Origin of the sequence: Ramlibacter tataouinensis, from assembly GCF_001580455.1 — a bacterium.
Lineage (GTDB): Bacteria > Pseudomonadota > Gammaproteobacteria > Burkholderiales > Burkholderiaceae_C > Ramlibacter > Ramlibacter tataouinensis_B.
The window spans coordinates 1,445,640-1,459,473 of the sequence record NZ_CP010951.1 but is presented as its reverse complement, the minus strand read 5'-3'; the positions used below and the strand labels follow the sequence as shown (position 1 = coordinate 1,459,473).

Sequence of the window (13,834 nt, the reverse complement as noted above, 5' to 3'; positions counted from 1 at the left end):
GGTTGCGCTCACGTTTCGACGGGCGGTATTTGCATTACATCTGTAATTTGATGCGCGCGCGGCGACCCGCAACTCCGTCCAGACGCCGCCGATGAGTTCGGCTCTCGCGCCCGGACATGTTGCCGTATTGCAATCGAAATTGGCGTGGCAGCGCGGCGAAACCGTCACGCAATGGGGCCCCCTTGCAATAAAGGCCTGTTCCAATCCTTTGGGGGATGTCGTGAAGGACGAGATCTTGCGTGCCGGCAGCGGCGTCGTGCTCCACTTCGTAGCGCCGCCCGACGGCAGGTCGCGCCCCGAAGCGGCAACGGGACCGATCGAGCGCGTCGTGGCAACGCTCAGGCAATGGCGCCAACGTGCGCGCTCGCGCCGCGAGCTGGCCGGTCTCGACGGCTACCTCCTTCGCGACATAGGAGTGTCGTGGTCGCAAGCGCAGTTCGAGAGCGGCAAGCGCTTCTGGCAAGCCTAGACACCGCTCCACGCCAGTGGCCCACGCATCAGCGATTGGCGTTTCCAAAGAGGAGAGCCATGGATCCATTGACCGCCGGTTTGCTTGCATGGATCGGCGTGAGCGTGATCAGCCTCGCGGCTGTCGCGCTGATCATCGTGGCCGAAACGCGCGATCATGCTCGGCTGTCTGGCGGGGCGAGCGCCGCCTCCGCAAAACAGCGGCGGACACCAGCCGACGTGCATGGTCATGATCGCCATGTCGGCGCATCGAATCCATCCACCTTCACCCCAGGAGCGCACATCATGCCCACTACCCTGACCCCCTACTTGAGTTTTGGCGGCAACACCCGCGACGCCTTCGCCTTCTACGAGAAGGCGCTCGGTGCCAAGATCGAGACGATGATGAGCTATGCCGAGATGCCCAGATCGGCCGCAGGTGACAGCGGTTGCGGCGACGGTCCGCCACCTGGCGGCGACAGCATCATGCATGCTTGCCTGGCGCTGCCCGGCGGTGCGAAGCTGTTTGCCGGCGACACCCCGCCAAGCATACCGTACGAGGGCGTGAAAGGCGTGATGCTCGCCATCGAGTACGACACCATAGCCCAAGCACACAGCGCCTTCGATGCGCTGTCGCAGGGCGGCCAGGTGACGATGCCGCTGGCGCCCGCGTTCTGGGCCAAGACTTTCGGCATGCTCACCGATCGCTTCGGGGTGAGCTGGGCCGTCAATGGCGAACCCATCAAGTTCGCCTAGTTGCGTGGCAGGAGAACGCGGCGCTCGACCCACCATGCCCTCACAGTCCGACAAGCGTTCCGCGATGGCGACCTCGACATCCGCCCACCGGGCCACCCGCCGCGAATGGATCGGCCTGGGCGTCATCGCGCTGCCCTGCCTGGTCTATTCGATGGACCTCACGGTCCTCAACCTGGCGTTGCCCGCGCTCAGCGCCGAGCTCAAGCCGACGAGCTCGCAGCTGCTGTGGATCGTGGACATCTACGGCTTCCTGGTGGCTGGATTCCTGATCACGATGGGCACGCTGGGGGATCGCATCGGGCGTCGCAAGCTGCTGCTGATCGGCGCGGCGGCGTTCGGCGCCGCGTCTGCCATCGCAGCCTACTCGCGCAGCGCCGAGATGCTGATCGCGATGCGCGCGCTGCTTGGCATTGCCGGAGCGACGCTGGCACCCTCGACGATGTCCTTGATCCGCAACATGTTCCACGACGAACACGAGCGCCAGTTCGCGATCGGTGTGTGGATCGCGAGCTTTTCGGTCGGCGGTGCGATCGGGCCGCTGGTGGGCGGCGTGCTGCTGCAGTTCTTCTGGTGGGGTTCGGTGTTCCTGGTCGCCGTGCCCGTGATGGCTCTGCTGCTGATGGTCGGGCCCGTGCTGCTGCCCGAGTACCGCGATCCGCAAGCCGGCCGGCTCGACCTGCCCAGCGTGGCGCTGTCGCTGTCGGCTGTGCTGCCTGTCATCTACGGTCTCAAGCAGATCGCGGAGCACGGCACCGTGTCGGCGGTGCCGGCGGTCCTGGTGCTCGCCGGGCTGGCTTTCGGTGCGGCCTTCGTGCGCCGGCAATCGCGCATCCCGTACCCGCTGATGGACCTGAAGCTGTTCCGGCAGGCGCGCTTCAGCGCGGCGATAGCCGCCTATGGCCTGTCGTGCCTGGCGATGTTCGGCGTGTACATCTTCATCACGCAGTACCTGCAGCTCGTCCTCGGCCTTTCGCCTTTGTACGCAGGGTTGGCGACCGTTCCGTGGGCGCTCGCGTTCGCAGTCGGTTCGCTGCTGGCGCCCCGGCTGGCACGGCACCTGGCGCCGGTGTCGGTCCTGGCGTGGGGACTGCTGGCGTCGGCTGTTGGCTTCGGCCTGCTCACGTTGGCCGACAAGAGCTTCGGGCTCGCGGCCCTGGTGGCGGGGACCGTGGTGATGAGCCTTGGCATGGCGCCCGTGTTCACGATCGGCAACGAGATGATCATCACCGCGGCACCGCCCGCACGCGCCGGTGCGGCATCGGCGCTGTCGGAGACGGCCTCGGAGTTCAGCGGCGCTCTCGGGATCGCGGTGTTCGGCAGCATCGGGACGGCGCTCTATCGCTCCACCTTGTCCGGTTCGATGCCGGACGGTGTGCCGTCGCAAACGGCTGCCGAGGCGATGGCGACGCTCGGCGGCGCCATGGCAGCGGCGCAGTCGGTGAGCGCCCCCTACGGCGATGCCTTGATCGACGCATCGCGAGCAGCTTTCGTCAATGCCCTGCAGCTCAACGCCTGGATCGGAGCGGCCGTCGTCGTCGTGGCGAGCGTACTGTCGGCGCGCATTCTTCGACGCGCCGCGCGTGATCAAGCTGCAGCACATTGATGTTCGTCTTGCATCGACGCAGTCTCGTTCTTGGAGATCTTCTATACCGGAGTATCCGCATGATGAACACTCTTCACTCCGTCGTGACTGGCCATTCCTTGTCATCAGACGGGCCTTGGATTTCCGAAGGCCCGGGAAAGTGGTCGCGACCCCTGCGCTTCCTGAAAAACGGTCGAGGCTGGGTGGAACTGATGCGCCTCGACCCGGGCGTCAAGATCACGCTGCACCGCCACACGGGCGAGGTCCACGCGTACAACCTTCGGGGGCAGCGCCGGCTGTCCTCCGGTGAAGTGATTGCTTCCGGCGACTACGTGCACGAACCCGCCGGAAACGTCGACTGGTGGGAAGCCATCGGCGATGAGCCCCTGGTGGTAATGGTCGTCGTCATGGGGGCCGTTGAATACATCAGCTACGACGGTATTGTGAAACAACGCATCACGACGGCCGACCGCATCGCGGACTATCGGCGCTGGTGCGAAGACACAGGGACGTCGCCGCTGAACAACCTGTTCGAATGACATCATGTTGTTGGGACGCCCAAGAGCCGACTCGGAACGATCAACATCGACGCAGCTAGCAAGCGGCAGACGAACCGGCCCCCCGGAATCGGGCACAAGGAAGGCGCGGCGTACGGGCCCAGGCACCCAAGGCTGCGCAGCGTCGCTTCCACCGCCGCCTCGTCGTTCCGGTTCATCGTGTCGCCGAGCTGTTCCTGTCGGTGTTTCCCAAAAAAACTGCCAGGCGGGTTGTTCCGCCTGGCCGAACGCGTATCTGTTCGATGAACTTACAGCGACGCGAGACGTCGATGAGACGCCTTGGAGAACTCAGTGCACGAGCGGCTCGTCGAGGGCTTTGGGCGGCGTCTGCCACAGCGATTGACGCAGCAGCCGAATGCGCCGGTTCAGAAGGGCGGTGCTGATGCTCCAACTGGCCTGGTCAGCCCAGTGCATCCGCGGGCACAGCCCGCGTTCCGCCAGTTGAGCCGTGTCGTCATACGGCCCCAGGTCGGCTACGGGCACGCTGGTCGGATCGTGAACGTTGAAGGACCCCAGGGCATCGGCTGTCCCGTCCCAGGCGACCTGGCCGTTCATGTGGACGCCAAAACCCATCCTGCGGCCTTCCCGCAGCAGGCGGGCCCGCGCGGCCAGACCCAATGGCACGTCCACGCAGTAGGCGTCGACGCGCATCCAGCGGCCTTCTAAGTAGACTTCGCTCAGCGCGTGGCTGACGCTGCGACCGCCGGTGTCGAGCAGGCCGTTCAGAAATGCCGGCCCCAGGTGGACCAATCGAAGCCGGGCCGGGATGCCCAGGCACCGCAGCATGGCGATGAACAGCAGCCCCTTGGTGTGGCTGTCCCCCCAACGCATGGTCAGGACGTCGATAGATGTGACGCCCATGGGATCTGGCAGGGTCTTGAACGGCAGCGCCCTGACGAAGTGGAAGCAGGCCAGCGCCATATGCTGTGCCGTACTGCGAAGCTGCGTGAGCTTCATCACCTGGATCCGGAGCTTTGGGTGGCCAAGCTGCAGCCGCGGGGTGTCGTGCAGCCATCGTTCAGGCTTGTCCTCGTCCAAGGCACGCCAGGGTCCGCTGCTTCTGTTTTCGACGGTGAGGAGCATGAGCTTTCCCCTTTCTGGTCAGTCGGTCAGCGGTAGCCGGGGACCTGGGCGCCCTCCGGCTGCAGCCGGCTGTGGATGTAGTCGCGGAGCTCGTGCAGGAAGACGTCGATGTGGGAGGCAAGCCGGTCGAAGTTCGCCGTCTTCTCGAACGTTGCTTCGTTCATGTAGATACCGCGGTTGATCTCGATCTGAACGCTGTGCCGGTTTTGCAGGGGCTTGCCGACCCGCCGGATGATCTCGCCGCCCTTGTACGGGTGGTTGACAGCGACCTGGTAGCCCCACTTTGCCTGCCAGACGTCGGCAACCCACTGCGTGAATGCCGGGTCGCAGGAAGTCCCCTCGGCATCGCTGATCACAAGGTCGGGCCGCGACTGGCCGGCGTCGGCGTTCATGGCGTTGCCGACGCTCTTCATCGAGTGACAGTCGATATGCCATGCCTGTCCGAAGCGGGCGACGGCTGCATCCATTGCGGCGTTCAGCCGCTCGTAGTAGGGCGTGTGAAAGGCATGAATGCGGTGCTGCACCTCGCGCACGGTGAGCTTGCGGTCGTACATGGGCACACCCGGCAACGCGAAACGGCGAATCAGGCCCATGCCGCGCCGGGCCTCATTGGATGTCTGGGTCAGCGTGGGCCACGGCGTTTCCAGCATGTCCTGATCGATGTCCAGGGCGCTGCGATTGGCGTCGACGAAGCAGCGGTGGAAGTTCGCGCAGAGCAATTCCCCGCCGACATAGGGCACCGACGACCAAAGCTCGTCGACGTAGGCGTCGACGCCCGTCATCAACGCAGTTTCCGGGGCGATGCATCCGATGACGGGGGGCATTGCGCGGCAGCTGTGGGGTGAGTCCACGACCAAGGGAAGCGCGTCATCCGTGGCCGATGGGTACAGCGAGTAGGCGGCGGTCGATTTCTGTGGAAGCCTGGGGAGCCTGGAGTTCATGCTTGTGCCGCGGCGTTGATTGAGGTGGCACTCTGACAAGTGATGCTCCTTCGCGCCACGCGCCCGCATCGACGCGACTCTTCGCCCGTTCGCTTGTCCCTTCGGATTTCTGACATCTCGTTCACTCCGGTTCGTGAGCCAGACCGGGCCCACGCAATTGCACCCACGGCCTGCCACACAGGCGGGCCCACTTGTCCACGTCGCCGCGTCGCCATCGACCGACTCGCCGACTTGTCGGATTGCGCTTGACAGCTCAACCGCGTTTATGGTCTAGTCGTTTTGTCGTTCGAGACAGTGTATCAAGGAGCGATACGAAAGACAAGCGATTGTTTTTCGGGAGAACCAGACGGTTGGGGGAATACCGGGCGTTGGAGGGGCAACCGCAAGAACGTCCTGGCGTGCCAATGGGTGGCGCCGAACCCGCCAGAAACAAACCAGGAGTGAGCAATGAAGAGAAAACTGACCAGCCTTGTCGCGCTGGCCGCTTGCGCAGGCGCCCCGATGGCTGCCCAAGCCCAGAGCAACACCGCTGCACAGAACGGCAATGGCGATCCACCCAAGGAAGTGAGTCGCGTCGGTCAAAGTGCGACCATCTACGGCCGAATCGATCTCAGCGCGGACTATTCGAAGAACGGTTCGGTGTCGCAGATGCAGTTGCGCGACAACGCGTCGCGCCTGGGCTTTCGCGGCACCGAAGACCTCGGCGGCGGCCTGGTGGGCACGTTTGGACTGGAGATGGGCATCAATGCCGACAGCGGCCTCCCGACGACCCCCTTCTTCCGCAACTCGTACGTCGGACTGGTGGGTGGCTTCGGCGCGTTCGCGATGGGGCGCCTGGACTCGGCCAACCCGACTGGCTCGCCGATCTACACACTCGTGACACGGCACAGCGAGTTCGTGATCCACGATGCCGGCGCCACGGCGGTCGGCACGTCGGTTCTCAACGCCCGCAACCGCGTGTCGAACGCGTTCGGCTACCAGAGCCCCTATTTCGCCGATCTGGTCTTCCGGGCGCGCTACTACATGAACGGCGAGGGGGTCACCGAATCGGCGACCGGGCCGATCCGGTTCGAAAGCGACTTCAAGCAGTTCGATGTGTCGCTGAGTTATGAGCCCCAAGGGCCGCTGGGCCTGGGCATCGGCTACGGCAAGGACGACCGCCGCGGCGGCATCCCCACGAACGGTTTCAAGGACAAGTGGCTCGCAGTGGCCGGGTACAACTTCGGACCGGTCCGGGCCTGGGCCATCGTCGGCCAGGACAACTACAACGGCACAGCCACGACACGCAACAAGGTGGACATCCGCTACATCGGGGCGTCGGCGCCGCTTCCCATCGGAAAGGTCAGCGCCAACTACAGCACGCGCGATGTCCAGACCGATCGCAACGGCCAATTGACGAAATTCTCCATCGGCTACTCGTACCCGCTGAGCAAGCGCACGCAGCTCTTCGCGATCTATGACCAGCAGGACCCCAACAACAAGGTGGTGGACAACACGCTTCGCACGGTGAGCCTGGGCATCCAGCACAACTTCTGATCCACGCTGGTGATCGGGACGGGTCCCGGTCGCCAGCTTCGGTGGCCCAGGTGCGCCGCTCGACCTGGACAGTAAAATGCTCGGTTAATTCGATGCATTCGATTGACGGGGAGGGATGATGGCTTACACCGTCGAGTCTGTGGACGAGGCACTGGGCCTACTCAGTCTGGTCGCCCAGGCGCCAGGGCTGGGCGTGACGGAGCTGTCCAAGCGTTCGGGAATCACCAAGGCCCGGGCCTTCCGGCTTCTCACAACTTTGGAAGAACGCGGGTTCGTGCAACGCCAAGCCGAAGCTGCCACCTATCAGTTGGGCAGCGCCTCTCTCCTGATCGGGATGGCGGCCGTGGAGCAGGTCAGTCTGGTGCGCCAGGCTGTCAAGCACCTCGAGCAACTGGGCGCGAAATTCAACGAAGACGTGCAGGTGCGAATCCGTAACGGGCTGGAGACCTTGTGCGTGGCGCGCTGGGAATCCACGCACGACCTTCGCTTCCACACTCCAATCGGCTCGCGGCGGCCCTTGCATGCGGGCGCCTCCGGCAAACTCCTGCTGGCCTTCGCCCCGGAAGCGGTTGCCGCGGAGATCCTGGCGGCGGATGTTCCCAGGTACACGCCGCAGACCCTTTCGCGGACGAAACTCTCGCAGGAGCTGGGCCGCATTCGCAAGCAGGGCTACTCAGTGTCCCACGGCGAAATATCGGCCGATGTGGTCGCAATCGCGGCACCGGTGCGTGACGGCAGCGGCCAGGTGATCGCGGCCATCAGCATCGCGGCGCCGGCGAGCCGGGCACCCGACAAGGGCGAAAAGTTCATCCAGCCCCTGTTGGGAGCCGCCCAGGCGCTGTCCGCGGAACTCGGCTTTCGCGCGCCTGCATGAGTCGCCTGGCGGCCACAGCAGGCGAAGCGGTCCTTACTCGTCGATGCTGAGTTTCTTTTCCTTGATCAGCTTGCTCCACGCGTTGATGTCGTCCTGAATCATCTTCGCGAACGCCTTCGGCGAAGATCCCGCCGGGTCGGCGCCCTGGATGCGCATCTGCTGGACGGTGCTCGGTTCTGCCAGCACCTTTTGGATGTCTGTGCTGACTTTCTCGACGATCGCGGCCGGTGTTTTGGCCGGAGCGAATATGCCGTACCAGATCAGGTATTCGAAGTTGGGAACCCCCGATTCGGTTGCCGTCGGAACATTCGGCAATGCGGGATCGCGTTTCGCGCTGGCGACCACGATGGCTGTCAGCTTCCCGGTGTTGATGTACTGCAGCACGGTGGGCGTGGCATTGACGCCCAGCTGTACATGGCCTCCCATCAAATCCTGGACGGCAGGTGCGCCGCCCTTGAAGGGCACATGTGTCATGTCCGTGCCCGTCAGGTCGGTGAACATTTCCATCATCAAGTGGCTGGGGCTTCCCTTCCCTGCCGAGCTGTAGGCCAATGCGCCGGGCTTGCTCTTGGCCAGGGCGATCAGCTCCTTCAGCGTGCGGACCTTGAGGGAGGGGTGCACGGTGAGCACCGGGGTGTTCGTGAGCAGCAGGCTGACGGGCGCGAAATCCCGCTGCGGGTTGTACGCGAGCTTGGGATTCATCAGGGGCGCAGTGACGATGTGGGAGCCGGCGCCCAGCAGCAGGGTGTAGCCATCCGGTGCAGTGTTCGCCGCGAACACCATTCCAGGGGCGCCCGGCCGGTTCTCGACGATCGTGGGCTGCCGCCATATCTCTCCGAGCCGCTGTGCCACCGTGCGCATGGTGTTGTCTGCGGGGCCGCCCGCCGGAAAGGGGACGACGAATCGGACGGGTCGCTCCGGCCACGCGGCCTGGGCGGCGAATGCAAGAAAGCCCAGGGCCAGGGCCAGCAAGCGGCTGGATTGACGTTTCATTGGAACTCCAGTGTTTCAGTTTGGTGGTTAGTAGGCAAACGCGGGTGAGGTGCTTCGATGGCGGCGGCTAGGTCCTTTCCGCCTTCGGCACGATGGGAAGCACGACATACGAAGGGCTTCCCGAATCCATGTGGATGCGATTGCTGGCCGGCTGCGTTCGCTGTGCCCGCGCCTCCGCTTCACCGGTGTTCGGATTGACGTCGAACTTGGGGAAGTTGCTGCTGGAGATGTCCAGCCTGATGCGGTGGCCTCGCTTGAAGAGGTTGCTGGTCGGCAGCATGCGCACCGTGACCCTGTAGATGGCGCCTGGCTGCAGCAGCTCGGGGCTCTCCCAGGAGTCGCGGTAGCGGGCGCGAATGATGCCGTCGGTCAGGTTCAGGGCATAACCTTGGGGATAGTCAGCGCTGGGTGGATAGACGTCGATCAGCTTTGCAGTGAAATCCGTGTCCGGGCAATTGGTTGAGACGTGCAGCACGACTTCGATGTCGCCGGTGACCTCGAGATCCTGTTGCAGCGGTGCCGTCTGGAACACGAGAACGTCATGGCGATCCGCCAACGGGCGCCCGGGCGATTTGCAACCGAAGAAGTCGGCGCGTTCCACCTGGTCGAAACCGCCCGCGAAGATGGCAGGGGGGCGTGAGACCACACTGCCGCCGATCGTGGGCACGGGGTCCAGCGGATCGAACACGTATTCGCGCGCGGCTCGCGGCTCCGTAGGCCGCGTGGTGGCGAGCGTCCCGTCCGCGTGCAAGTGGAGCGTCGTCTTCTCGGTGCTCGGGATGGGCCATTGCTCTTCAGCACGCCAGCAGCCTCCGTGGTCCAGCCGGCCGTCCGCGTTCTTTCGACCTGTCCCGCCGCCCATTACGAACAGCATCACGGGCGGCTCATGGTTCGCCCCGTTGCAGCATCCCTTGAGCCAGCGGTCGAACCAACGCCGCCGGAATTCAAGAAGGCTGGGCGCCAGGTTGCCCTCGAAGCGCGCCGCCGGTCCGAAGTCCACATCGCCGGCGTAGGTTTCCCATCGGTTCCCGTGGGTCCAGGGCCCCAGGATCAGGCGCTTGGGCGCGCCATCCGCGATCGTTCCGCTGAAGTTCTCGATCGCCGTGCGTGAGTACACGTCATACCAGGACGAGATGTGGATAACCGGCAGGTGCCACAACTGCGGGTAGTAGCCTTGGGCGTAGATGCCGGGCTGCTTCCAGAACTCGTCGAAGCTGCCACGCTCCCATTGGTCGAACAGGAATTCCTCGTACTGCGGGGTGGGCGTCAGTGGAGAGTGTCCGCGGCGCCAGGGCATCCGTTTGAACCAGCGGTCGAGGTCCTCGGGGCTTAGCTCCAATCCGGCATGCTCGGCAGCGAACATGACGGCCCACGCTGCCTGCTTGAGCTCATAGGCGCCGCCCTGGCGGATTCCGCTCTGGAAGCCGTTGGAGAACCCTCCCGAGTCGACGACCATCGCGCGCAGACCCGGGGCGCCGGCGCTCGCGGCGGCCATCTGGGTGTGCGCAGCGTAGGAAAGCCCTTTCGTTGCGATCGTGCCGTCCGACCAGCCCTGCGAAGTGATCCAGCGGCAGGTGTCGTAGCCGTCGTTTGCATCATCGAGGTACTTGGTGAATTCGCCACCCGACTTGTGTCGTCCCCGGCAATCCTGGTAGATCACCACATACCCGTTTTTCACGAAGTACCCGGCGACCTCGCGTCGCGTCAGCGGCTCCGTGTCCGTTGAATCGCGCTCTGACCGGCTGGGCTCGCCTTTTCCGTACGGGGTCCGCTCCAAAATGCAGGGATAGCGCCCCGGCGCGCGCTTGCCATCGGTCGTGGGAAAGTAGATGTCGGTGGCCAGCGCGATGCCATCGCGCATCGGGACCATCACATCGGACTCGACGCCCACGCCGGCTTCGAACTGCCCCCCAGTTGAATTTCTCATCTTCTTCTTCGAAACGGGACAGGCCCTAGTTCATGAGCCTGCCGTCGTTGGCGAGGATGCCGATGTTGACGTATGAAGCGCCCGAGTGGCTCTTCGGACTGAAGTGGATGACGACGCCTCCGGCATCGAAGTTGCGCAGGGTCTCAAGGCCGGCCCGCAGGCGGGCCGGGGTTGGATTCGGCCCCGCCCTGCGCATGCCCTCGACCAGCACCTTGGCGGCGAGATAGCCCTCCATGGCGCCCTGTGTCAGCTCGAATTTGTCGTCCCTGAGTTTCCTGGCGTGGTCCTGGAACTCCCGCACGAGGGCTGACTTCCGGTTGGCGGGATCAGGCACCACTTGCGCGATGCCCATACCGCGCGCGTCGCTGCTTCCGATCAGTTTCACGACCGTGGATGCATCGACCGTGGAGAAGGCGAAGACCTGCACCCGTGGCGCGCCGCTGTTCCGCAAGCTCTTGTACAGTTCAGCCACCGCAGGGCTGAGGCCAGCCGCGACTACTGCATCGGGTGCCACGGCGGACAGCGAGCGGATCGCCGGCTGGACGTCGGTGCTGTCCGTCTCATAGGTGGACGTCGCCAGTGGCCTCATTTTCGCTCGCTCCAGTGCCGCCAGGGTGTGCTTGAGCGCCTCCTTGCCGAAGGCGGAGTTCTCGTGAAACACCGCGACCCTTTTCAGGCCGATGGTGCTCAGGTGGCGCACGATCTTGTCAGCCTCGGCGGCATAGCTCGCCCGGGTGTGGAACAGCCAGGGGTTCGTCGGCTCGTGCAGCGAGCTTGCGCCGGTGCGTATGCCCACGATGGGCAGGCCGATCTTGTCGACCACGCCTTCCTTGATCAGCGCCTCCATGGGGGCCGTCCCCGGAAGGCCGATCAGCGCGATCGGCTTGTGTTCATCGACAAGGTCCTGGGTCTTGGCGATGGCGTCAGCGGCCGCCGTCTTCCGTTCCCTCGCCACCAGGCGGATGCTGTTGCCGTGAACGCCTCCGGCCCGGTTGATCGCCTCCAGGTACAACTCGATTCCGCTCTTCATCTGGTACCCCGGCAAGAGCGGGTCCTGAAGGTTCGCCGCCACTTGGCCTACCACCAGTTCCTTGCCACTTGCCTGAAACGCCAACAGGGCGCAAAGGCAAGCCAAGCACTTCCATCCGTTCATGGGAACTCCTCGAATCGTTTTGTACAATGATACAGTGTATCAACTAACAATACTACTTCAAGATGAGCATCACCAGGACAGCACGTGCCGGCCCCGGTCGGGGCACCGGGGTGGCAACAACGTAGCAATGGAACCCCAGCCAAGGTCGCGCAGCGAAACAGAAGCGATGCACGGTTCCCCTGATAGGCTTTGGTTTTCAACCAGCCGTGGTCCCTCACGACGACACGCCCGCGGCCAGTGCAACTGCGTCCGCCCCCGCAGGAAACCGCAGCTGTCCCGACGTGTCGTTCGCCGCGCGCCACACGGCCTCGGCGACGTCACTCTCCGTGGTCACCGCCGCCGTCTGCGCCAACGCATCGAAGATGGATTGCGCGAATGGCGCATACGACTCGGGAATCAAGCCTCGCATGCGCTCACCGCCGTTTTCGGTTAAGCGGGTCGTGGGCGCGTACCCCGGCTCGACCAGCTTCGCCCGAACCTGGAAGGCGGCGAGTTCATGGGCGAGCGAGGCAGTGAATCCCTCGATGGCTGTCTTGCTGGCGGTGTAGACGGCGACCATCGGCATCGGCGCCAGCGTCGCGCTCGACGTCACGTTCACGATCGTGCCGGACTTCCGGCCACGGAACAGGGGCAACACGGCCTGCGTCATCGCCATCACGCCGAAAGTGTTCGTCTCGAAGAGCTCGCGCGCAGTCGCCATCGGCGTCGCCTCGAACGCGCCGAAGAGACCGATGCCGGCGTTGTTGACGAGCACATCGATGGGGCCACTCGCTTCGAGCGCGGCGGCGATGCTCGAGGGCTTGGTCACATCGAGCGGCACCACGCGCATGCGGGGTGAAGCCGGGAAGAGGTCGTCGCGCGGCGTGCGCATGGTGGCGACCACGTTCCAGCCCCGGGCGTGGAAGTGGCGCGCGGTCTCCAGGCCGTAGCCAGACGAGCAGCCGGTGATCAGGACGGTTTTCATGGGAGTTCCTTCAGTGGGGGTGTGGGTGAAGCCGCCACGATATCGGTCACTTGCCGGACGATCTACAATTTGGAGTCCTGCTCACGTTTGCGAGAGTCCAGCCATGGCCATCGACCCGCTGTCGGAAGTGATCGCGCTGCTCAGTCCGCGGACGGTGTTCTCCAAGGTGATCAGTGGCGCAGGCCGGTGGGCCGTGCGCTATTCGGACTTCGGCCAGCCGAGCTTCTGCGCCGTGCTCGACGGCAGCTGCCTGCTCGCGGTGGACCGACAGCAACCCCTCACGCTGGGGGCCGGCGACTTCGTGCTTCTCCCTGCTACGCCCAGCTTCACCATGACCAGCTTCGAGCCCGGGACACCCGTGCACATCGATCCGCGGGCCGCGGCCGCGGGCACTGGCGAAGTCCGGCACGGCACGCGCGGCGGCCGCCCCGACGTGCGGATGCTCGGCGGCTATTTCGAGTTCGACTCGCCGGACTCCGCGTTGCTCGTGTCGCTGCTCCCCGCCGTGTTGCATGTGCGTGGCTCGGAAAGTCTGCCACTGCTGGTCGGGCTTGTCCGGGAGGAGTCGCTGGACCGGCGGCCGGGGCGCGACCTCGTGCTCACCCGCCTGGTGGAAGTGCTGCTCATCGAAGCGCTGCGAGCCACGCCGGCAGAACAGGCCACACCGGGACTCTTGCGCGGCTTGGCCGACAGGCGCCTCGCCGTCGCGTTCCGGCACATGCACGGTGACCCTGCGCGGGCCTGGACCGTGGAGCAGCTGGCGCAGAAGAGCGCGCTATCGCGCTCGGCGTTCTTCGAACGTTTCACCCGTGCTGTGGGCCTGCCGCCGATGGAGTACCTGCTGGCCTGGCGGATGGCGGTGGCGAAGAGACTTCTTCGCCGGAAGGATCTGGCGATTGCCGAAGTCGCCGAGCGGGTCGGCTACGGGTCGGCCAGCACGTTCAGCACCGCATTCAGCCGGCACGTGGGCCAGCCGCCGGGCCAGTACGCGCGCACGCCTTGAAGCACTTAGAGCGCGCTC

At 64.8% G+C, this 13,834-nt stretch carries 13 protein-coding genes; 7 read left to right on the top strand and 6 right to left on the bottom strand.

Annotated elements, in window-relative coordinates; genetic code table 11:
* Window positions 1–91 precede the first annotated feature (91 nt).
* The 4 genes from UC35_RS07030 to UC35_RS07015 all read left to right on the top strand — a co-directional run bounded on the left by UC35_RS07030 (window position 92) and on the right by UC35_RS07015 (window position 3,324).
* Window positions 92–469, top strand: coding sequence for a DUF1127 domain-containing protein (locus UC35_RS07030; protein ID WP_082792899.1), 378 nt, complete (start codon window positions 92–94; stop codon window positions 467–469).
* 59 nt (window positions 470–528) lie between these two features.
* Window positions 529–1,203 (top strand): VOC family protein, encoded by a 675-nt coding sequence (locus UC35_RS07025; protein WP_227820486.1) that lies wholly within the window; start codon window positions 529–531, stop codon window positions 1,201–1,203.
* A gap of 64 nt (window positions 1,204–1,267) precedes the next feature.
* The gene (locus UC35_RS07020) at window positions 1,268–2,806 is read left to right on the top strand and encodes an MFS transporter (protein ID WP_061497516.1); all 1,539 of its coding nucleotides are present in this window, start codon (window positions 1,268–1,270) and stop codon (window positions 2,804–2,806) included.
* A gap of 59 nt (window positions 2,807–2,865) precedes the next feature.
* The gene (locus tag UC35_RS07015; protein ID WP_082792897.1) at window positions 2,866–3,324 is read left to right on the top strand and encodes a cupin domain-containing protein; all 459 of its coding nucleotides are present in this window, start codon (window positions 2,866–2,868) and stop codon (window positions 3,322–3,324) included.
* A gap of 306 nt (window positions 3,325–3,630) precedes the next feature.
* Here the strand turns inward: UC35_RS07015 and UC35_RS07010 are convergent, their stop codons facing one another.
* Window positions 3,631–4,425: a transglutaminase-like domain-containing protein gene (locus UC35_RS07010; protein WP_061497514.1), complete on the bottom strand. Its 795-nt coding sequence runs from the start codon at window positions 4,423–4,425 to the stop codon at window positions 3,631–3,633.
* Window positions 4,426–4,451: 26 nt separating this feature from the next.
* On the bottom strand, window positions 4,452–5,366 hold the full coding sequence (locus tag UC35_RS07005; protein WP_061497512.1) for an N-formylglutamate amidohydrolase: 915 nt from the start codon (window positions 5,364–5,366) through the stop codon (window positions 4,452–4,454).
* Between the two features lie 447 nt (window positions 5,367–5,813).
* On the opposite strand from UC35_RS07005, the gene UC35_RS07000 reads away from it, so the two are divergent.
* Together UC35_RS07000 and UC35_RS06995 are read left to right on the top strand one after the other, a co-directional pair.
* Entirely contained in the window at window positions 5,814–6,902 is a 1,089-nt protein-coding gene (locus UC35_RS07000; RefSeq protein ID WP_061497509.1) for a porin, read from the top strand.
* 118 nt (window positions 6,903–7,020) lie between these two features.
* Window positions 7,021–7,776, top strand: a complete 756-nt coding sequence (locus tag UC35_RS06995; RefSeq protein WP_061503716.1) for an IclR family transcriptional regulator — start codon at window positions 7,021–7,023, stop codon at window positions 7,774–7,776.
* A 33-nt stretch (window positions 7,777–7,809) separates the two neighbouring features.
* Here UC35_RS06995 and UC35_RS06990 read toward each other — a convergent pair whose 3' ends face one another.
* The 4 genes from UC35_RS06990 to UC35_RS06975 form a co-directional block, all read right to left on the bottom strand.
* Entirely contained in the window at window positions 7,810–8,769 is a 960-nt protein-coding gene (locus tag UC35_RS06990) for a Bug family tripartite tricarboxylate transporter substrate binding protein (protein WP_061497507.1), read from the bottom strand.
* A 67-nt stretch (window positions 8,770–8,836) separates the two neighbouring features.
* Window positions 8,837–10,660 carry a CocE/NonD family hydrolase gene (locus tag UC35_RS06985; RefSeq protein ID WP_227820485.1) on the bottom strand — a complete coding sequence of 608 codons (1,824 nt, stop codon included), beginning with the start codon at window positions 10,658–10,660 and terminating at the stop codon, window positions 8,837–8,839.
* Between the two features lie 61 nt (window positions 10,661–10,721).
* Window positions 10,722–11,849 (bottom strand): ABC transporter substrate-binding protein, encoded by a 1,128-nt coding sequence (locus UC35_RS06980; protein WP_082792895.1) that lies wholly within the window; start codon window positions 11,847–11,849, stop codon window positions 10,722–10,724.
* Between the two features lie 214 nt (window positions 11,850–12,063).
* Complete coding sequence (locus UC35_RS06975; protein ID WP_061497502.1) at window positions 12,064–12,813, bottom strand: SDR family oxidoreductase; 750 nt, start codon at window positions 12,811–12,813, stop codon at window positions 12,064–12,066.
* A 103-nt stretch (window positions 12,814–12,916) separates the two neighbouring features.
* Here UC35_RS06975 and UC35_RS06970 point away from each other — a divergent pair, with 103 nt between their 5' ends.
* Window positions 12,917–13,816 carry an AraC family transcriptional regulator gene (locus UC35_RS06970; protein ID WP_082792893.1) on the top strand — a complete coding sequence of 300 codons (900 nt, stop codon included), beginning with the start codon at window positions 12,917–12,919 and terminating at the stop codon, window positions 13,814–13,816.
* Window positions 13,817–13,834 lie beyond the last annotated feature (18 nt).